General features: G+C 38.2%; 17 protein-coding genes. 11 read left to right on the top strand and 6 right to left on the bottom strand.

Features of this window, described 5'->3' with window-relative positions:
- Window positions 1-108: 108 nt before the first annotated feature.
- The 8 genes from FFU37_RS19380 to FFU37_RS19415 all read left to right on the top strand — a co-directional run bounded on the left by FFU37_RS19380 (window position 109) and on the right by FFU37_RS19415 (window position 10038).
- Window positions 109-4872 (top strand): PAS domain-containing protein, encoded by a 4764-nt coding sequence (locus FFU37_RS19380; protein ID WP_138490357.1) that lies wholly within the window; start codon window positions 109-111, stop codon window positions 4870-4872.
- A 12-nt stretch (window positions 4873-4884) separates the two neighbouring features.
- Window positions 4885-5367 (top strand): GNAT family N-acetyltransferase, encoded by a 483-nt coding sequence (locus FFU37_RS19385; protein WP_002958990.1) that lies wholly within the window; start codon window positions 4885-4887, stop codon window positions 5365-5367.
- 79 nt (window positions 5368-5446) lie between these two features.
- Window positions 5447-5953 (top strand): DUF2753 family protein, encoded by a 507-nt coding sequence (locus FFU37_RS19390; RefSeq protein ID WP_138490358.1) that lies wholly within the window; start codon window positions 5447-5449, stop codon window positions 5951-5953.
- 22 nt (window positions 5954-5975) lie between these two features.
- Complete coding sequence (locus FFU37_RS19395) at window positions 5976-6587, top strand: superoxide dismutase (RefSeq protein WP_024597097.1); 612 nt, start codon at window positions 5976-5978, stop codon at window positions 6585-6587.
- Window positions 6588-6661: 74 nt separating this feature from the next.
- Complete coding sequence (locus tag FFU37_RS19400; RefSeq protein ID WP_138490359.1) at window positions 6662-8014, top strand: DNA-3-methyladenine glycosylase 2 family protein; 1353 nt, start codon at window positions 6662-6664, stop codon at window positions 8012-8014.
- Entirely contained in the window at window positions 8014-8484 is a 471-nt protein-coding gene (locus tag FFU37_RS19405) for a methylated-DNA--[protein]-cysteine S-methyltransferase (protein ID WP_024595650.1), read from the top strand. The genes FFU37_RS19400 and FFU37_RS19405 overlap by 1 nt, the downstream gene beginning before the upstream one ends.
- Window positions 8485-8556: 72 nt before the next feature.
- Window positions 8557-9351 carry an amino acid ABC transporter substrate-binding protein gene (locus tag FFU37_RS19410; protein ID WP_039488454.1) on the top strand — a complete coding sequence of 265 codons (795 nt, stop codon included), beginning with the start codon at window positions 8557-8559 and terminating at the stop codon, window positions 9349-9351.
- A gap of 93 nt (window positions 9352-9444) precedes the next feature.
- The gene (locus tag FFU37_RS19415; RefSeq protein ID WP_007582344.1) at window positions 9445-10038 is read left to right on the top strand and encodes a thymidine kinase; all 594 of its coding nucleotides are present in this window, start codon (window positions 9445-9447) and stop codon (window positions 10036-10038) included.
- Here FFU37_RS19415 and ltaE read toward each other — a convergent pair.
- Both ltaE and rlmF read right to left on the bottom strand, forming a co-directional pair.
- Window positions 10012-11016 (bottom strand): low-specificity L-threonine aldolase, encoded by a 1005-nt coding sequence (gene ltaE, locus FFU37_RS19420; protein ID WP_138490360.1) that lies wholly within the window; start codon window positions 11014-11016, stop codon window positions 10012-10014. The genes FFU37_RS19415 and ltaE overlap by 27 nt on opposite strands.
- 40 nt (window positions 11017-11056) lie before the next feature.
- Window positions 11057-11989 (bottom strand): 23S rRNA (adenine(1618)-N(6))-methyltransferase RlmF, encoded by a 933-nt coding sequence (rlmF, locus tag FFU37_RS19425; RefSeq protein WP_138490361.1) that lies wholly within the window; start codon window positions 11987-11989, stop codon window positions 11057-11059.
- A 128-nt stretch (window positions 11990-12117) separates the two neighbouring features.
- Between rlmF and FFU37_RS19430 the strand changes: the two genes are divergently transcribed.
- Window positions 12118-13026 carry an alpha/beta fold hydrolase gene (locus FFU37_RS19430; RefSeq protein ID WP_002958999.1) on the top strand — a complete coding sequence of 303 codons (909 nt, stop codon included), beginning with the start codon at window positions 12118-12120 and terminating at the stop codon, window positions 13024-13026.
- Here FFU37_RS19430 and FFU37_RS19435 read toward each other — a convergent pair.
- The 3 genes from FFU37_RS19435 to FFU37_RS19445 all read right to left on the bottom strand — a co-directional run bounded on the left by FFU37_RS19435 (window position 13023) and on the right by FFU37_RS19445 (window position 17780).
- A complete protein-coding gene (locus tag FFU37_RS19435) occupies window positions 13023-14456 on the bottom strand; it encodes a tetratricopeptide repeat-containing sulfotransferase family protein (RefSeq protein ID WP_138490362.1) in 1434 nt (477 codons plus the stop codon). The two genes, FFU37_RS19430 and FFU37_RS19435, sit on opposite strands and share 4 nt — an antisense overlap.
- Before the next feature lie 250 nt (window positions 14457-14706).
- Window positions 14707-17289 (bottom strand): TonB-dependent receptor plug domain-containing protein, encoded by a 2583-nt coding sequence (locus FFU37_RS19440; protein ID WP_039488458.1) that lies wholly within the window; start codon window positions 17287-17289, stop codon window positions 14707-14709.
- A 317-nt stretch (window positions 17290-17606) separates the two neighbouring features.
- Complete coding sequence (locus FFU37_RS19445; RefSeq protein WP_138490363.1) at window positions 17607-17780, bottom strand: oxidoreductase-like domain-containing protein; 174 nt, start codon at window positions 17778-17780, stop codon at window positions 17607-17609.
- A 103-nt stretch (window positions 17781-17883) separates the two neighbouring features.
- On the opposite strand from FFU37_RS19445, the gene FFU37_RS19450 reads away from it, so the two are divergent.
- Entirely contained in the window at window positions 17884-18306 is a 423-nt protein-coding gene (locus FFU37_RS19450) for a hypothetical protein (protein WP_002959004.1), read from the top strand.
- Window positions 18307-18393: 87 nt separating this feature from the next.
- Window positions 18394-19758, top strand: a complete 1365-nt coding sequence (locus FFU37_RS19455) for a leucyl aminopeptidase family protein (RefSeq protein WP_138490364.1) — start codon at window positions 18394-18396, stop codon at window positions 19756-19758.
- 34 nt (window positions 19759-19792) lie between these two features.
- Here FFU37_RS19455 and gloA2 read toward each other — a convergent pair whose 3' ends face one another.
- A complete protein-coding gene (gloA2, locus tag FFU37_RS19460) occupies window positions 19793-20179 on the bottom strand; it encodes an SMU1112c/YaeR family gloxylase I-like metalloprotein (protein WP_138490365.1) in 387 nt (128 codons plus the stop codon).
- Window positions 20180-20217 lie beyond the last annotated feature (38 nt).

Here is a 20217-nt window from a genome sequence, read left to right on the forward strand (position 1 = left end):
CTAAACACCCATTTTTTAAGGAGTTTACCGCTCAAAACTTGCGTCTTTATATATTTAGTGCATTAATGTAAGTAATATTAAATGATTATAAGTTGCTGGATATTAAGCATGCACAAAGGTTTAAACTTTGGTGAATTAACAGGTAAAGGACAGTCTGTTCGAAGTAAGTTAATTATAACCTTTATAATTATAGCCTTAGGGCCACTTTGTATACTTACTTGGTTTAGCCTTGGACATGTAAATAGCACGCTTAAGCAAAATGCAGACGCTGAACTTAACGAGCTTAATAATATAGGTAAGCAATTTGCTGATATTTGGTTTGCAGAGCATGTTAAGGATCTATATTTGCTTAGGGCGCAGTTTGATATTAGCCCGACTAAAAAACAACAATTAATAGCGCAATTTGTTGAGCAGTACGACTTTGTTAATAATGTAGAACTTATTGATGTAAACCTCGTTAAATCACTACCTTCATCACCCTTTTTTAATATTATTAAAGATCAACGTTTTAATAACATACTCTCTGGTATTAAAAATACAGGTAAAATCCAATTTCAGTCAATGACAGTCTCAAGGCGTGAGTATCATATTATTGGCTTACCGTTAGTAAATACCGAAAATAAGCTACAAGCCATATTGCTTGCAGATATAAATTTAAATGGCTTATTAAATAATCTAAGTAAAATACACGCTGCAAATAAAGACATAACATTTTATGTTATGCATAATAATAAAATTCAAAAAAATAATAATTCAGAAGATTTTCAACCATTATTTTTCTCTCAAAACGGCTCCCCAACGCAACGTGTTTTTTCTTACAGTAATAAAAATGAAGAGACTTTATACGGGTATATTGATTCTCTAGAGTTTTTAAATGAATCTGGATGGCAGTTACTTGTAACAAAACCAAAAGAAGTTGCACTACAAGGTGCTAATTTTTATAAACAGCTTGCTTTATTAACAAATGCGGGGGCATTGCTGCTTATATTAACGTCATCGTGGTGGTTTGGGCGTCGACTTTCTAGACCTTTAATTAACTTAGCTAAAATTGTTGAAAGTATTACAAAAGGAGACAAGGTAAAAGTCCCTGTAATAAACGACAGTATTGAGTTTAACCAGCTTTCATTGGGTTTACGTAATTTAGTAGCCGTAAAAGAAGAGCAACAAAGTATATTACAAAAGCAACGCTCTGCACTTCAAATTGCATTAAAACAATTAGCCGAGCAAAAAAGTGCATTAGATGAACACGCTATTGTTGCTGTAACTGATTTGCATGGCACCATCACTTTTGTAAATAAGAAATTTTGTGAGATTAGTGGCTACGATGAACACGAATTAATAGGTCAAAACCATCGCCTTTTAAATTCAGGGAAACACGAAAAAGAATTTTTTAAAAATATGTATAAAACGCTTAAACGTGGTGATATCTGGAACGGGCAAATATGCAATAAAGCTAAGCATGGTGGAATATATTGGGTAGATACGACAATTGCACCATTTTTAGATGAAAACGGTATACCACAAAACTATATTGCTATTCGTAATGACATTACAGCCCTTAAAGTACAAGAGCTAGAGCTTGAGCAACACAAAACACAGTTACAGCTAGTGATAGACTCAACAGCCGTGGGTATTTGGGATTGGTATATTGATACGAATAAAGTGACGTTTAATAACCGCTGGGCCGAGATAATAGGTTACAAACTCAGTGAGATTGAACCTTGTACTATAAATACTTGGTATACCTATGCTCACCCAGACGACTTAGTGATATCAAATAAAAAACTTCAAGAGCACTTTGCCGGTGAGACTGACTATTTTGTTAGTGAAGCCCGCATGAAGCATAAAAATGGACATTGGATTTGGGTACTCGATACTGCAAAAGTAGTTGAGTGGAATACCGATGGCTCTCCAAAACGTATGATTGGTACGCATTTAGATATATCAGAACGAAAATCTACAGAGCTTGAGCTGCAAGGAAGCCGCGATAGGTTTGCATCTTTAGTATCAAATATCCCTGGCATTATTTATCGATGTAAGTTTGATGAAAAATTAAGCATGCTTTATATGAGCGAGCAAGCGAGTGAAATAACAGGTTATTCACCTGATGAGTTGATACATGATGAACCCCCCAGCTTTTTTGATTTGATATGCGAAGACGATTCTAAAAAAATAAAAGATGAAATTCTACGTTGTGTTAGTGCAAAACAGTCATGGTCTGTTGAGTATAGGATTACAGCCCGCGATGGCTCCTTACATTGGGTAAATGAAAAAGGCCAAGCCATTTACGCAGATGATGGCAGCATATTGTATTTAGATGGATTTATTTTAGATATTACAGAGCGTTACAATACACAATTAAAAATAAGCCGTCAGCAAAGCCTGCTTGAATCAATGAGTAAGCAAGGACAGATTGGTGCATGGGAGATGGACCTAGATGCGCATACTCTTTATTGGTCTGATGAAGTTAAAGTTATCCACGAAGTACCAGAGGGATTTGAGCCGAGGATAGATACTGCTATTGATTTTTATAAACCAGGAATACACCGAGACACTATAAGTACCTTATTTGAATGCGCTGTGACTTTAGGTGAAAGCTGGAGCGTAGAGCTTATTATTTTGACCTATTCGGGGCAAGAGCGTTGGGTTAAATCAATGGGCCAAGCTGAGCTTAAAGACGGTAAATGTGTACGTGTGTTTGGTTCATTTCAAAGTATTGATGCACATAAACGACTTGAACTTGAGAGCGAAAAAGCAAATCGTTATAACAAAAATTTAGCCGCGCTTACAGTCGCACCTGAAGTGCAAAATAGTGATGTAGAACAGGTTAAAAAGCTAGCCGTTAAATCTATGTGTGAAGTGCTAAATGTTACACGAGCTTCGATATGGATCTTTAACGAAAAACGAGATGTGTTGAAGTGTCATAGCTTATATATAAATGGTCAAGGGTTTGTAGATACCGACGCTATTTTAACTGCTAAAGACTACCCAGCTTATTTTAATGCTATTTATAAACATAATTTAGTGGCTATTGATGATGTTTATACTCACTCAGCAACTGTTGATTTTATTGAAGCATATGTAACACCACTAAATATTAAATCGATGCTTGATGCTGTAATTGCAACAGGCGATGGTAATTTAGGTATTTTGTGCGCTGAGACAGTAGGCGAGCATCATAACTGGACGCAAAGTGAAGAAACGTATCTTCGCTCATTAGCTACTTTAGTGGGAAGCACTTTAGTTTCTCAAAAACGAAAAGTAATTAGTGAGGAGCTAAAAGTAGCACTTGTAAAAGCTGAAGATGCAGCCATTGCTAAGAGCCAATTTTTAGCAACCATGAGCCATGAAATTAGAACGCCGATGAATGGCGTACTCGGCATGCTAGAGCTTGTTCAATTAGAGTCGTTATCTAAACCAATAGAAACAAAAGTAGATATAGCCAAAAAAAGTGCACATTCTTTGTTGGGTGTAATTAATGATATTTTAGATTTCTCTAAAGCTGAAGCAGGTAAAATCGAGCTTGAAGAAATTAACTTTAATGGACGTGATTTAATTGGTGAAGTTGCTGCCGCACAAGCATTTACAGCTCAAGACAAAGGTATTGAAATTATTTTGGATCTGGTAGCGCTAGAGCCTTCGCAGTTATGCGGCGATCCTGGGCGCATTCGCCAAGTTATTACTAATTTATTGAGCAACGCCGTTAAGTTTACGAGTCAAGGCGAGGTTGTTGTAAGCGCGAAAATTAATAAAGTAGCTCAAGGTTTAGAGTTTGTTGTAAGTATAAAGGACTCAGGCATAGGAATAAGTTTAGAAAAACAAGAGCAATTATTTACCCCTTTCTCTCAAGTCGATGCATCAACAACGCGTGAATATGGAGGCAGTGGCTTAGGGCTGGCTATTTGTAAGCAGCTTTGTGAGCTAATGGGGGGAGCCATCTCTCTCACTAGCGAAGCCGGTAAAGGGAGTACTTTTACTGCCACTATAATGCTAACTCCGGGAGATCAAAAAGAACGTTATATTCCTAATATTAATATGGAAGAGCTAACCGTTTTGGTTGTTGATGATAACGAGACAAATCGAATTGTAATTTCACAGCAGCTTGAGCACTGGGGCGCTAAAGTTGCGCTTGCATGTGACGCACGCGAAGCTCTTGATATGTGCGCGCAGCAGTATAAAAGTAACAATTGCATGTATGATATTGCAGTCCTTGACATGCAAATGCCAGGAATGGATGGCATAGAGCTGTGTAAAGCACTAAAAGCACATGAAGATTATAAATCAATGCCACTTGTAATGATGACCAGTATTGCTGGTATGGAAGGTGCGCAGCGCTATTCTAATTCAGGCTTTCAGGCATATTTCCCCAAACCTGTAACCACTGCCGATTTAATTTCTGCACTGTCAGTCATAACAAGTAATGATGCAGATGAGACACTCCCACTTGTTACTTCAGGCTATATTTCCTCTCTTAAAAAAGAAAAGGTGCAGGAACCTACCCAAATATTACTTGTAGAAGATAATCCAATTAATCGGCAAGTGGCTACATTAATGCTCAAAAAGCTTAATTGTGACGTTACAATTGCCGAAAATGGTCAATTAGCGATAGATATATTAGAGTCTCACGATTCTGGTTTCTTTAAGCTCGTTCTTATGGATTGCCAGATGCCAGTTATGGATGGCTTTGCTACAACTGCAGCTATACGTAAAGGTATGGCGGGTATACAACACAAAAACATTAGGATCATTGCTATTACGGCTAACGCAATGGACTCTGATAAAGAGCGTTGTATAACCGCTGGAATGGATGACTACTTGAGCAAACCGATTCAATTAGATATTTTAAAAGATAAATTAGAGCAGTATATTTAAGGTAAAAATACAATGAGCCAACCCGTTATAATACGTGATGCAAAGCCAAGTGATGCGAAAACAATTTTGCACTTTATTACCGAACTTGCCATATATGAAAAAGAACCGGATGCAGTAAAAACAGACGAGCAGGCTATTTTAGATACGCTGTTTAGCGATGGTGCTACTGCGCACAGCATAATTTGTTTAGAAGGTGATGAGCCAATTGGTTTTGCGGTCTATTTTTATAATTACTCTACATGGTTAGGTAAAAATGGCCTATACCTTGAAGATTTATACGTAAGCCCAGATAGCCGTGGCAATGGTGCAGGTAAAGCCATTATGAAGCACTTAGCTAATAAGGCGATTAGTAATGACTGTGGTCGTTTTGAATGGGTAGTGCTTGATTGGAATAAACCCGCTATCGATTTTTACAATAGCATTGGTGCAAAGCCGCAAAACGAATGGATAATATATCGCTTAACGGGGCAGGAATTACTAGACTTTGCTAAATAGTTAATGAAAATCATTTGCATTTAGGTTTGTGGGTGTGTAAGTTAACTACACGCCCATAAATAAACGTGCAGATGATTATATGATCTCAAATCAAAAACAATCCCACTCAGATTTACTTTGTCTTGATCAAGCATTAAGCCCTTGGCAGTCGAATATAATGCAAGGTAATTATGCATTTGAACAAGGTGCACTTCTCGAAGCCCGCGATAAATACTTATTAGCTAAAACACTTGCAGATCATCTTCTTCAGCAGTTTTTATATGCTCAGATTAATAACAATGTCATCCATGCTATTGAGCATTGCATACCCGCACTTGTTGTTGCGTCGCATAATTTAGCTGATACCTATATAGCTATGCAACAGCCTGAAAATGCATGCAAATGGCTATGCGAAGTACACTTAACACTCTGTTCGCTAATTAAGCATACTCATTACGATATACAAAAAGTGAGTAAGCATCATTACACTAAAACGTCCTCTGAACTTGTATCATTTGCAAGACGCTATCATTTTTTACCTGAGCTAATAGAGCAAGTGAATTTTTGCTTATGCTCACAGAGCACTACAAACAATCAACTGCACTAATTTAAAAGAAAAAGGAGTATTTATGGCTTTTACTTTGCCTGCACTTAACTATGAGTACGATGGGCTTGAACCTCATATTGATGGTAAAACAATGCATATTCATCACACATTGCATCATCAAACGTATATTAATAAAGCCAATGCTGCTTTAGCAGATACTGTTTATGCAACCGCAAATGCTGAAAAATTACTTAAGGGAATAAACAGCTTGCCTAGTAATTTACAAAAAGCAGTACAAGAGCATGTAGGAGGGCATTTTAATCACAGCTTATTTTGGCAAGTAATGAGCCCTCAAGGAGGAGGTGAACCTGAAGGTAGTGTAGCTCAGGCAATAAATGAACAGTTTGGCAGTTTTGATAAGTTTAAAGACCAATTTACTGCTGCTGCAATTAGTCAATTTGGCAGTGGTTGGGCGTGGCTATGTGTGACCCCAGATAAAAAGTTGATTGTAGAAAATAGTGCTAATCAAGATTGCCCTTTAATGCAGGGAAATACCCCTATTTTGGGACTTGATGTATGGGAGCATGCCTATTATTTGAAGTATCAAAACAAGCGTCCTGACTATATTGCTGCTTTTTATAATGTAATTAATTGGACTGAAGTTGAAAAACGCTACCTAGCCGCAGTAAGTTGAGTGCCGAATATGGCTAGTAATACAGTTTATTTTCTATAAGCTAGGCTCTATTAGATTAATTTATAGAGCCGTTTATGGACACTTCACATTGGCAAAAAGCACGTCAGAGTCGCGATCCTCGTTTTGACGGGCTTTTTTACGTAGCGGTAAAAAGTACCGGTATTTATTGCAGACCAATTTGCCCTGCACCAACGGCTCACGAAAAAAACGTTGCTTATTATCAGTTTGCCCATAACGCGGCGCAAGATGGTTTTAGGCCCTGTATTCGTTGCAGGCCCGATAGTGCCCCTGGCAGCGCAGCATGGCAGGGTACAAAAACGACTGCACTTAGAGCAAAACAGTTAATAGATCAAAATGATGAACACGACTGCGAAAAATTAGCAGCTCGTTTAGGTATAAGTAGTCGTTATTTAAGGCAGTTGTTTAAGCAGTATTTTGGCATGTCGATTACGCAATATCGATTATTTAACCAATGCCACTTTGCTAAAAAACTGATTCAAGAAACACATTTACCCCTTACCGAAATAGCGTTTGCCGCAGGCTTTAAAAGCATTAGGCGTTTTAATGATGCATTTTTACAGCAGTTAAATATAGCTCCCTCGAAGCTGCGCAGTGGCGATAAAAAACCAACGTCAACACTCATTTTAACCCTGCCATTTAGGCCGCCTTATAATTGGCCTGCTTTGCAGGGCTTTTTACAAAGGCGCTTGATAAAACCAATGGAGTGGATAACGCAAACGAGCTACGGGCGTACTTTTGCAAGTGATAAATATAAAGGAAGCTTTACCGCTGAATTTATAGCTAATAAAAACCACTTTAGTGTATCTATCAATATAGACAATACGGCGTACTTACAACCTGTTATAAATAATATACGCCGTGTGCTTGATTTAGATGCCGATATTAATTTAATTGAAACGCATTTAAGCGCCAATATAAACAATACGTTTACAGTGTGCGAAGGGCTCAGACTTCCGGGGATTTGGTCAAGTTTTGAAGCCGGTATAAGAGCTGTACTTGGGCAACAAGTGAGTGTTACTGCGGCACATAATTTAGTAACAAAGTTAGTTGATGAATTAGGCGAAAAAGAGGGCGATGCCGTTTATTTTCCTACGGCTAAAATTGTTACTAATAGTGATTTTGCATTTTTTAAAATGCCACAAGCACGCAAAAATGCACTGCATAATTTAGCCCATTTTTGTGCACTAAATCCTGAAAATGACGATTTAGACGAATGGCTTAGCTTAAAAGGAATTGGCCCTTGGACAGTAAATTATGCAAAGCTGCGAGGACAAAGCCAACCCGATATATTACTTGATGGCGACTTAGGTGTTAAAAAAGCTCAAGCGGCGGCAAACCCTTTTGAGCCTGCTAATTGCGCTCCTTTTCGCTCTTACTTAACGTTTCAACTTTGGCAGCAATTATAATGATCATTCAAACATCAATTTCGAGCCCTATAGACGACATAATTATTCAAGCGACCGAGAAAGGCGTGAGTTACGTTGGTTTTTATCCACCAGTTGAATACTCTTATACGCCATTTGAGCAAGTTACTAACAAGGCGGTGCTTATTTGCGCTGCGCAGTTAAATGAGTACTTTGCAAAAAAACGCACTACGTTTGATGTACCACTTGATACAACCGGTACGGTATTTCAGCAAAGTGTATGGCAAGCACTATTAACGGTGCCTTTTGGACAATCGCAAACATACGGCTATATTGCTAACCAACTCAATAACCCAAAAGCAGTGAGGGCAGTAGGTGCTGCTAATGGTAAAAATCCGATTAGTATTATTGTACCGTGCCACCGCATTATTGGCGCAAATGCAAAGTTAACGGGCTATGCTGGTGGGCTTGAAAGGAAACTGTGGTTGCTGAAACACGAAGGATTAATGTAAATTAATTGATAAAATATAGTCAGTCTGCTTAACTCAACCTATAATTTAAATAATCAACTAATAAAAATTATTATGCGTATTAATAGCTTAGTTTACTTTTTTATTGCCAGTTTAATGTTTACCGCTACTGCGTTTAGCAAACCGCAGAGTCTCGTGTTTTGTTACGAAGACAAAAACATAGCACCCATGTTTTTAGGTGATGGCCAAAATATACCAACAGATAAACCTGGTGCATCAATCGAAATACTTCAACAACTTGATTTAGCATTGCCCAATGTAGCAATATCATTTGTTAGAAAGCCATGGCGTAGATGCTTAAACGATTTAGAATTTAATCGAGTTAATGCTGTTATTGCAAGTTACCGCAAAGGGCGAGAAAACGTTGCTGTTTACCCTGTTGATGAGCAAGGTAAGTTACAAGATAACTACGCAGTAAGTGAATTTGGCAGCTGCCTTATAGGGCGTTATAAATTTCATAAGGAATGGGAGACTCGTGAAGTATTTCAAAATAAAGCATTTACGATAGCTATTCCTAATGGTTATGGGCTAAATAGCGCGTTAAAAGAAGAACCATTTTTTATTCATAATACGTTTTCTAAAAGCAAAGCTTTTGAGTTGCTAGATAAGGGAGTAGTGCAGGCGAGCGTTGATCTATGCCAAGTAGATGGCTTAAAAGTGTCGAGTTATCCGTATGAGGGTAATAATGTTAAACCTATTTATCCCCCTTACGAAACCAGCCATGGTTATCTTGTTTTTTCAAAAAAATTCTACGAAGAAAATAACACCCTAAGTTGGGAAATGTGGGAGTGGTTATCAAAATTTGAAAGTGCACCTGTGTATATTAAATACTTACAAACACTTAAATAAACAGGCCCTGACAAAATAAAATTCGCGTTTGTAAATTGGTATTAATTTAATATTAAGGTAGCATAAGCGCACTTTTTATAAAATGGCACCACAATGGCTCAATTATACTTTTACTACTCTGCAATGAATGCAGGTAAATCAACCACGTTATTACAATCTGCATTTAATTATAAAGAACGTGGCATGGAACCTGTGATCCTGACTGCTGCTATTGATGATAGACAAGGCGTGGGTAAAGTATCGTCTCGTATTGGTTTGCAAGCTGATGCGCATGTATTTGATGCTAGTAAAGATGTTTTTGATCTTATTCAATCACTCAATAATGATAAAAAGCGCCATTGTGTGTTAGTTGACGAGTGCCAATTTTTATCAAAAGAACAAGTAATGCAATTAACCGATGTGGTTGACGAGCTCGGTATACCGGTACTGTGTTATGGCCTGCGTAACGACTTTAGAGGCGAGCTATTTATAGGGTCGCAATATTTGCTTGCGTGGGCTGATAAGTTAGTTGAGCTTAAAACTGTTTGCCACTGTGGGCGTAAAGCTAACCATGTACTGCGTACCGATGAAAATGGCGAAGCAATAGCCGATGGTAACCAAGTAGAAATTGGCGGCAATGACCGATATGTTTCGGTATGCCGCAAACATTATAAAGCCGCGTTAAATATGGGCCGACAAAGCATTTAAAAATGTATCAATATCTTCGCGGGTTATATCTAAATGCGTAACTAGCCTAAGCTGCTTGCTTGGGCTAAATAATATTCCTTGTTGTTTTAGCGCTTCAGCAATATCTTCAATATTTATACTGCTACTGTATGTTGCGTAAACCATATTAGTGGTGTTAGTCATATCGACAGTAAAGCCACTGATCTCACTTAATTGTTGAGCCAAATAACGTGCATTTTCATGATCGTCTTTTAAGCGCTCTACATTGTGCTCAAGTGCAAATTGTCCAGCGGCTGCAAGCATTCCGGCTTGGCGCATACCACCACCAAGTACTTTTCTCCATCGTCTTGCTTTATTAATAAGTGCTGGTGAGCCTAATAATAAAGAGCCTACGGGCGCACCTAAACCTTTAGATAAACAAATAGAAACTGAGTCAAAGTGTTTTGTAATTTCTGTGATATCAACTTTTAGCTCAACAGCGGCATTAAAAGCACGTGCGCCGTCTAAGTGCAGCGCTAAACTATGCGTATTAACAAAGTCACGTGCTTGGGCTAAGTACTCAAGCGGGAGTACTTTTCCGCCAATGGTATTTTCTAAGCTGAGCAATCGCGTTTTTGCAAAATGGCAATCGTCTGGTTTTATAGCCGCCGCTATTTTACTAAAAGGGATGCTGCCATCAGCTTCGTTTTCAATAGGCTGTGGCTGAACAGATCCTAATACAGCTGCGCCGCCACCCTCAAACTTATAATTGTGAGCATTTTGGCCACAAATGTATTCGTCACCTCGCTCACAGTGCGCCATTAACGCAAGTAAGTTGGCTTGTGTGCCTGAGCTACAATAAAGTGCGGCTTCAAAATTAAAACGCTTACACGCATAGGCTTCTAGTTGGTTAATGCTTTCATCATCACCATATACATCGTCACCAACCGGTGCGTTGTACATAATATCGCGCATTTCTTTTGTTGGTTTTGTAACTGTATCAGAGCGAAAATCTATCATGATTGCCTTATCCTTTTTATTATTTTTAATAAAATTGGTATTAATCAAGCTCGCTACAAATTTGCTCACGAGTGTCTTTATCAAAGTAGGTCCATGCAATAAAGCGGCTAATTTTTTGACCTTGTGCCATATCAACTATTTTATACTCGGCTATTGGGTGAGCTTTTAACACTTCTTCAAGCGCTGCAATATTATCTTTTTTAGAGACTAACGACGTAAACCACAGTACTTGTTCTGCAAAGTCTTGGCTTTCTTTAATCATATTAGAGATAAACTGTACTTCACCGCCTTGACACCACAATTCATTATTATGGCCACCAAAGTTAAGCGTGCTACTGGGGGTTTTTCCTAAATTTTTCCATTTACGTTCACTACCTTTACTTGCCTCTTCTTCACTTGCATGAAACGGAGGGTTACAGAGCGTTAAATGGTATAGATCTTTTTGATTTATAACGCCTTTAAAAATATGTGATGCGTTTTTTTGTTGTTTTAGGGTTATTTTTAAATCATTAAACTGAGCAATTTGCTTTGCTATTTTTACTGAGGCTGTATCAATATCAGTCCCAGTAAAATGCCACTTATATTCACTTGTACCAGTAAGCGGATAAACTAAATTAGCACCAGTACCAATATCAAGTACTTTAATTTGCTTACCTAAAGGTATTTGTTGTTGATTATCATCACTTAATAGGTCGGCCAAGTAGTGAATGTAGTCAACACGCCCAGGTATAGGTGGGCACAAGTTGTGCTCGGGAATATCCCAAAAATCAATATTATAATGTGCTTTTAAAAGAGCTTGATTAAGTGCTTTAACAGCCTTGTTGTCACTAAAATCAATGCTTTTAGTCCCTGCAGGTGTGGTTATAACAAAGGGCAGTAGAGCTGGGTGCTCTGTTGTTAATAAATCGAAGTCGTACCCATTTTTATGTAGGTTACGAGGGTGTAATTTTGAACGTGCTTTATTTTCTTTCATGGCTTCATTTTAACAACAGATATAATGTGGTGATTGTAACAAATGCTGATGAGTAAAGTGCAGACATTTCCTTTGGTATATTTAATATTACTGGTAGGATGAGTTGCAAATAATAAAAAGGAATAACTGTGGCAATTTCTCAGCAATCAATAATTATTAATTTAGCTGACCAACAAACTCTTCATTTACGCCGTATTAGCGATGAAGATCAGCAAGGGCCCATCGTATTTTTTATGCATGGAGCAATAGAAAACGGTAAGATTTTTTACACGCACTCCAATAAAGGACTTGCCCCTTTTTTAGCTGAGCATGGGTATAGATGTTATGTGGCTGATTTACGTGGCCGAGGTGATAGCAAGCCAATCATTTCGAGCGAGTCCGAATATGGACAAACTGAGTCTATCCTAGAAGACATCCCTGCCTTTATTAAGCAAATAGAGTTGATTGAAGGCAAAAAGCCAGACTACTGGGTTGCTCACTCTTGGGGCGGGGTATTGATGAACAGCGCGTTTGCACGTTTTCCAGAATATATTAACGATGTTAAAGCATGTGTGTATTTTGGCTCTAAGCGTTCTTTATTTAATAGTCACCCTCAAAAATTATTACAAGCCAATTTAATTTGGTATTTTATGGCGCCTTTACTTGCTAAAAAACATGGCTATTTAAATGCTAAAGGTTATAAGTGGGGCAGCGATAACGAAACTCAAAAGTCGCATTATCAAAGTATGCAATGGGCTAAAAAGAAGCCATGGATAGATTCTGATGATAATTTTGATTATGCAAAAACGCTAAACAACCTGCATTTACCGCCAACGCTTCATATTGCTGCGGTAAAAGATAAAGCATTAGCGCAACCAATCGATATTCAAAAATTTATGGACGAATCGGGGCAAGGCATTCAGCAAATGCGAATTTACGGTCGTAAACACGGCCATAATTTTGATTACGATCATATTAATATGCTTACCCACCCAAGTGCGCGTGATGATCAATTTAAAGATTTACTTAATTGGTTTAAAGCACATCCGATTAATTAATTCTCATCAAGTAACTTTAGAATAGGTGTTTTGTAACGCTCCCACTTAGCGATTGCGGCATTATTAATAGGTTGGCGAATAGCATGTTTACTCAAGGTCGTTACCGGTGTTTTTTGTTTATAAAACGCTAAGCAGCGCTCTTCAAAACTACAGTTTAAAAAGCCAAGTAACTGCGTTAGCTGCTCTTTTGGGTTACTCACTAAATCTTCGTAACTGACATCATAAATTGGCATCTCTTTAAAAGAGTGCCAATGGCTCATCAGTTTTTCATACAACTTATGATAAAGCTTAAACTCAGGTAGTGAGCAAAAGTAAGGCTCGTTTTCAGCAAAGTAATTAGTGAAGATAGAAAATGCGGTTGCATTAAAATCACGACTTAAATTTATAAATTTAGCATTTGGAAATAGAATATATATAAGTCCGAGCGACTGATAATTACTCGGCAGCTTATTTATTATAAAAGGCCTGATGGGCGATGCTGTTTTTAATGTTGTGATATACAGCTCGCGGGCTTTTTTGATTAAATCCGGCGTTAAATGTGCTAAACATTGCGGGTAAGTCACTCCCGTTTTTTGTTCGATAAAAGCAACTGCGTTATTACTAATACTCGTACTTTCTCCTAGGCTTGAAAACTGACTATGGCTTGCCAACATTTGCTCCACAAGGGTAGAACCACTACGAGGCATGCCAATAATAAATACAGGCGTGATATTACCCGTAAACTTTTTATCGGCAGAGGCTATAAACTCCTCGGTGTTGTATTTTATTATTTCATCGTAAAAAGGGGTTAAATCTTTAGTGTTAAATTCACTTAATTTTTTTTGTAATTTATTCGCCAATATAAAATAATTAAATGCTTGCTCGGTATCCTCAAGTGCATCGTAACTGTTTGCTAATGCGTAGTAACACACCATTTTTAAACGTAAATTACTCGTTTGAGTTAATAAGTGGTGCAAATTACTTACATAATTATGTTCTTTATCAAAGCGACCTAATTGTACAAGTTCAAATAAAATATAGGCTGTTACAGGGTATACACCAATGCTGAGTGCATGAGCAAAAGTTGTATGAGCTTTATCTAACTCGCCATGTGTTAAATAGTGCTGTGCTAAGTAATAATGAGGTTCTGGATTATGACTTGCTAATTTTTTTGCGTATTCAAGCACCGTTAGTGCATCGTTTGGCGAATGAACACCGTTAAATGCATCAGCAAGGGCATGTAATGGTTCAAGCATATGAGGCAAGCGCTCACAAGCTTTTTGGAGTAGGTATACAGCAGCGTCGTAACGTTCTAGTCGTAAGGCAATTCTGCCTAAGCCAAATAAAGCCTCACCATTTTCAGGGTTACTATTTAAAATTGCTTTAAAATGGAACTCGGCTTCTTTGAGTTTATTTTGTTGCAGTAGTTGGTTGGCTTTTTCAAGTAGCATAGTTATACCAATTTTATTAAAAAAATAATCATTCTATCGCATTAAATAGCGTACTCACTGCGTTAAAAATTATTCATATAGAGCAACTATATATCATAGTTTTCGCCTTGTTATTACGCTATTTTCTGAGCGCTATAATAGAACACTTATTCAATGCAATTGGTATTGTTCATTATTATTTTTATTAACTATAAAATTAAAAAGGCGAAATGTCTTTAACATTTCGCCTTTGGTTCTTCATGAAAATAGTTTAAAAAGTATATGTTGCTTTAGCGTAGTAAAAGCCACCGTTAATACCAAACGGAGATGTTTCGTAGAACTGACCACCCCAGTTGTTATTAGGGATGCCCGTTGCATCTGCAAAATCAAGTTTTTCAGCATCTTGGTCGAATAAGTTTTGAGCACCTACTGAGAAGCTAACTGATTCATTTAAGAAGTAAGTTACTTCAGCATCAATAGTGACTGCAGCATCTGCTGTTTTAGCTGTTGCATCATAATCAACGTGAACACCTTGGTATTCGCCGTAGTAGTTTGCACGAGCAAATGCAGAAACTGATTCCCATTGTTGAGACAATGTGAACGTTGCACGATGATTAGGTAAATCTTCTTCTAAACGCTTAACTTTAAACGCACCTGTAATTTCACTAAATTTAGTTACTTCAGTATCATTCCAGTTATATGCAAGGCTAAATGTAGAGCTACCGCCCATTAATTCAGCTGTATAGTTTGCAACTAAATCGATACCTTGTGTTGTTGTGTCAAAGTCGTTTGTAAAAAAGCTTACTTGAGCAAGACCTTGTACATTAGGTACTCCTGCTGCTGCAAGGGTATCTTTGTCTGCTTGGCTTAAGTTGATTTTATCTGATTGACTAATACGGTCATCTACTTGGATGTTGTAGTAATCAAGCGTTAAAAATAATTCGCCAATTGTGTATACAGCACCAAGCGTATAACTTTGTGATTCTTCCGGCTCAAGCTCTGTACCACCTAATTGCACTGCAATTGGGTTTGTTGGTGGAAGAAGCGCTGAATCTTGTAATACACCGCCATCTAAACTTGTTTGTACATTACTTACGTTAGCTTGACCAACCGTTGGTGCACGGAAACCACTGCTTACAGAACCACGTACGTTTAAGTCTTCAGTTAAATGGTATTGAGCCATTACTTTGTAGTTAGTGGTAGTGCCAAAGCTGTCGTAGTCTTCAAATCGAAGTGCTACGCCCATTAAAAAGTCTTCAGTAAACGGTGCTTCAACATCAACATATGCTGCATAGTTACGGCGAGAAAATTCACCCGCTTGTGATGGTTTAAAACCAGGAAAGCCGTTAGAGCCAATACCAAAGCCTTGTTCTGTTAAAGGGCCTGCTGTGTAAGATGCTTCATCACCAGAGACGATAGTAAATGTTTCTTCATGCCACTCAAAACCACCGGCAATGTTTACATCATAAGCTAAACCAAAGTCGATACCTTTTGATAAATCAAAGTTAAAGTTTTTCTCTAGCTGTTCGTATTTACCCGGGCTGAAGTCTCGTGGTGTATCTGCACCTAAAGAGGCATTAACCGTGTCGTAAATAAAGTAACGTGATTCATTTAAGCCAACAGTACCGCTTAAGTCATAGTAAGTATCTTTTAAGAAGCCACCAGTGAATCGACCTTTAGTACCAATAGTTAAAGAAGTATCAGTAATGTTGCCGCCAAAGTTAGGTGTAAAACCACCTGGAAGCATCTCATTAAAGGCAAAACAATCTGGGTTGTTTGCTACACCATTTATGTAAGCCGGATCATCTAGTACATTGCCGTCTGTTATTGTGATAGTTGGACAGTTAGCGCTCATATCAGGTGTTGTGTCGGCAACAAGTAATGTTTCGCCACCATCATTTGAGTAAACACCAGAACGTGTTTGCGGGTTACGGTAATAAAAACCGCCACGTACATCACGTTCAGAGTAGTTACCAAACATGTAAAATTCAGAGTCGTTTGTTAGCTCTAAACCCACATTACCAAAAATAGTAATATCGTCATCTACTTCTGGTGCACCCCATACTTGTGCAAGAGAAGATACATCAGGCACACCTGCAGCTGAAAGTGCTGCGGCATCGGCACGTTGAACTGAACGACTTGTTGCATCAGCTGTTTTATATTGAAAGCTTAAATTAGCAAAACCATTGTCGGTAAACGGTAAACCTACGTTACCCGACACTTGTGTTGTATCGCCATCACCTTCATAAAATTGACCATGGCGGATTTCTAATTTACCACCTTCTGAAGCGTCTTTTAGTTGGAAATTCATTACACCGGCGATTGCATCAGAACCATACTGCGCAGCCGCGCCATCGCGAAGTACTTCTACTTGTTTAATCGCAATGCTTGGAATAACTGAAATATCTGCGCCTTGCGCGCCATCGTTAATACCACCGCCTAAAAATGCGATTACAGAAGCACGGTGACGACGTTTGCCGTTTAAAAGAACCAATGTGCTGTCTGACGGTAAACCACGTAAGTTAGCTGGACGAACAAGAGAAGCCGCATCACTGATAGGGTTTTGGTGTACGTTAAACGATGGTACTGCACCTTTTAAAAGTTCAAGCATGTCAGTGTTACCTGACTTTTCAAGCTCTTCGCCGCCAATAATGTCGATTGGAACCGGTGAGTCACCTATTGAACGAGGAGCTGAACGCGTACCTACTACGGCAATTTTCTCAACGTTTTTATTTACTTTAGTTTGTTCCTGCTCGTCCGCCGCAATAGCAGATCCAGAAATAAATAACCCTGCAGTGGTTGTAGCTAAAGCAAATTTGATTGCTTGGTTTAGCGCATTACTTTTTAATTTCATTCTAATTTTCCCCAGTTAGAATAATTCTTATTTTTGATGTAAATTTCACATCATTTGTTTTTAACTTAATTTTTTGTTTCACATAAGTTTGAGGTTTTAGCTCAAAAGCCTAATCAATTAAGCTTACTTTCTGTGAAGTCCTATCTACAGACTATAGATAAAAAACAGGAAGGGCAATTACTAATTAACCGTTTGATAACAAAAAGATTCAATTTAAGAAAAAATGCAACAGTGGTGCAAAGTAAAACTAAAATGAACTAAATAAGTGCAAATAAGGCTGTTGAGGGGAATATTAATGCGCTAGCCGCATTTAAATGTTATTTATTTGTTTCTTTTTTTGTGGGGTTTTCAATGTTTTGTGCGTACCGCCAAGCTGCTAATTCTTCTTTGTATTCATCCCATACGCAGGGACAGCAACTGCCACCACCGCAACATTCATCAGATTTTGGTTTTTCAGGTTTTTGCGGTAATTGATTTGTTATATTCTGCATTGTTGTATGTATTTAATACTAATTTGGTGCAAAGGGTAAGTTAAAGGGTGTTGTAAGTAAATTATTCTTTGTGAACCTGTGCTGCTGTGTGAAAATAAAAGTTATGCGATTATATAAAGTTATTCACCGTGCACCTTGGCGGGTAGTTAAAATTAGTAAAAAACGCCAACAGCTGCGTTTTCGCCGTGCTATGGTGGCGCTTAAAATCGCACTCGCCCAAGAAAAACAAGAAACTAAAGAAATGCTCTCTATTTATAGGCGTTACACTCAAGGCCACACAAGTAAAGAAGAGTTAAAACGCGCAAATGAGCAATTTGTTGATATTTTAAAAGGGTTAGGGCTCGGTGTATTTGCTGTATTACCTTTTGCTCCGCTTACAATTCCTTTAGTTGTTAAATTAGGGAGTTTGGTGGGAGTTGATGTACTGCCAAGTTCGTTTAATATGAACAAATCTATTAAAGAACTAGATGCTAAAATAGATCAAGAAAATCAAAAGCAAGAATCTAAAAATAGTTTAAAAAAGTAGCTAAAATCCCTTCAAATTAGCGATACCTTTTAGGTGCGCTTATTGATATGCTCTTAAGTACCATTTTTATATTATATGAGCTTTTTAATGAGTGCATTACTACGTCATACATCTTCTGGTATTCCTTTATCTTTTATACTTAAAAACGAATTATCTGACTGGCAAGCACAGCAGCCTGCATTTATACAAAATTGGTTAACTAATACAGGTTTTGAAAAGCAAGGTGTTGCTTTAATACCTGATGCTAAAACGGGCGAGTTAAGCCAGGTATTTTGTCTAATGCAAAGCAGCGATGATTTTTGGGCTGCGGGTAATTTAGCAAATACACTTCCTACAGGTACTTATCAAATTCAAGGCGACAGCGCTTTTGTAGAGCAGGTTGCTTTAGGGTTTGTACTTGGTGGTTACGAATTTAGTGAATATAAAGAAAAGCCAACGGCAAAGGCGCAATTAGCCATTAGTGATAAAGCGTTATATGAACGCATTAGCCAACAAGCTGATGCCATTACACTTGCACGTGATTTAGTTAATACTCCAGCGGTAGATATGATGCCGCAACATTTATCGCAAGTTATGGAAGATTTAGCTGCAACTTACAATGGCGAATTTTCACAGTGGGTTGGCGATGAGTTACTAGAGCAAAACTACCCGACTATTCATATGGTGGGTCGTGCAAGCGAAAATAAACCGCGTTTACTTGATTTAAAATGGGGCGCATCAGATGCTCCATTAATTACACTAGTCGGTAAGGGCGTATGTTTTGACTCAGGCGGACTTGATTTAAAACCGAGCTCTGGCATGCGTAACATGAAAAAAGACATGGGCGGCGCGGCGCACGTAATTGCACTAGCGCAGCTTATTATGGCAGCTAACTTACCAATTAGATTACGTGTACTTGTACCAGCGGTTGAAAATGCAGTATCGCGCAATGCATTTCGCCCAGGCGATGTTATTAAAACGCGCAAAGGTATTATGGTCGAAATTGATAATACCGACGCTGAAGGTCGCTTAGTATTATGTGATGCATTAAGCGAAGCGCAAAACGATAATCCTGAGCTAATTATTGATTTTGCTACTCTCACGGGTGCATGTCGTGTTGCACTGGGCACGGAGCTTCCAGGCTTTTTCTCAACAGAGCGCGGTGTAGCAAATGGGATTATTGATGCAGGTTTAAGTGTACACGACCCTGTTTGGCAACTTCCGTTGTTTGAGCAATACAAAAACTTACTAAAAAGTGATGTAGCCGATATGGCAAATTGCGCAAGCACACCGTTTGGTGGTGCTATTACCGCAGCGCTTTACTTAAAAGAATTTGTTGAACCAACAACACCGTGGGTACACTTTGATGTAATGGCATGGAACTTACGTGCATTACCAGGTCGTCCAACGGGTGGTGAAGCGTTAGGTATTCGTGCGGTGTTTAATTACCTACAAAATCGTTTTAATAAGTAAGTTTTTGATTCAATAGTAAGAAATAACTTGAGCTTTAAACCTCATAAAGCTCAAGTGGCAAGTTATCTGGATCGGCAAAAAAGGTAAACTTTTTGCCGGTTATTTCATCCACTCTAATATCCTCAACGTTTACATCGCACGACTCTAAATACGTTTTTGCAATCTGTACATCCGCGACCTTAAAAGCTAAATGTCTTAAGCCTTGTGCTTCGGGATAGCTGGGTCTTGCGGGCGATCCATCAAACGAAAATAGCTCTATTTGGCTACCATCGGGCATGGCTAAATCTAATTTATATGAATTACGATCAGCTCTAAAGTGCTCATTAATAACGTTAAGTTTAAGTACATTGCTATAAAAGTGTTTAGAACGTGTATAGTCACTGCAAATAATCGCAGCGTGATGAATACCTAAAAGTTTCAAATTTAATTCCTTAAAAAGCAAAAACGCACTTAAATAAG

Source organism: Pseudoalteromonas distincta (assembly GCF_005877035.1).
In the GTDB taxonomy this organism is placed as follows: Bacteria; Pseudomonadota; Gammaproteobacteria; order Enterobacterales; family Alteromonadaceae; genus Pseudoalteromonas; species Pseudoalteromonas distincta.

Bases quoted from the DNA above. Each gene is read 5' to 3' on its own strand.
- FFU37_RS19380 (WP_138490357.1), top strand. From the start codon at position 109: ATGCACAAAGGTTTAAACTTTGGTGAATTAACAGGTAAAGGACAGTCT.
- FFU37_RS19385 (WP_002958990.1), top strand. From the start codon at position 4,885: ATGAGCCAACCCGTTATAATACGTGATGCAAAGCCAAGTGATGCGAAA.
- FFU37_RS19390 (WP_138490358.1), top strand. From the start codon at position 5,447: ATGATCTCAAATCAAAAACAATCCCACTCAGATTTACTTTGTCTTGAT.
- FFU37_RS19395 (WP_024597097.1), top strand. From the start codon at position 5,976: ATGGCTTTTACTTTGCCTGCACTTAACTATGAGTACGATGGGCTTGAA.
- FFU37_RS19400 (WP_138490359.1), top strand. From the start codon at position 6,662: ATGGACACTTCACATTGGCAAAAAGCACGTCAGAGTCGCGATCCTCGT.
- FFU37_RS19405 (WP_024595650.1), top strand. From the start codon at position 8,014: ATGATCATTCAAACATCAATTTCGAGCCCTATAGACGACATAATTATT.
- FFU37_RS19410 (WP_039488454.1), top strand. From the start codon at position 8,557: ATGCGTATTAATAGCTTAGTTTACTTTTTTATTGCCAGTTTAATGTTT.
- FFU37_RS19415 (WP_007582344.1), top strand. From the start codon at position 9,445: ATGGCTCAATTATACTTTTACTACTCTGCAATGAATGCAGGTAAATCA.
- ltaE (WP_138490360.1), bottom strand. From the start codon at position 11,016: ATGATAGATTTTCGCTCTGATACAGTTACAAAACCAACAAAAGAAATG.
- rlmF (WP_138490361.1), bottom strand. From the start codon at position 11,989: ATGAAAGAAAATAAAGCACGTTCAAAATTACACCCTCGTAACCTACAT.
- FFU37_RS19435 (WP_138490362.1), bottom strand. From the start codon at position 14,456: ATGCTACTTGAAAAAGCCAACCAACTACTGCAACAAAATAAACTCAAA.
- FFU37_RS19440 (WP_039488458.1), bottom strand. From the start codon at position 17,289: ATGAAATTAAAAAGTAATGCGCTAAACCAAGCAATCAAATTTGCTTTA.
- FFU37_RS19445 (WP_138490363.1), bottom strand. From the start codon at position 17,780: ATGCAGAATATAACAAATCAATTACCGCAAAAACCTGAAAAACCAAAA.
- FFU37_RS19450 (WP_002959004.1), top strand. From the start codon at position 17,884: ATGCGATTATATAAAGTTATTCACCGTGCACCTTGGCGGGTAGTTAAA.
- FFU37_RS19455 (WP_138490364.1), top strand. From the start codon at position 18,394: ATGAGTGCATTACTACGTCATACATCTTCTGGTATTCCTTTATCTTTT.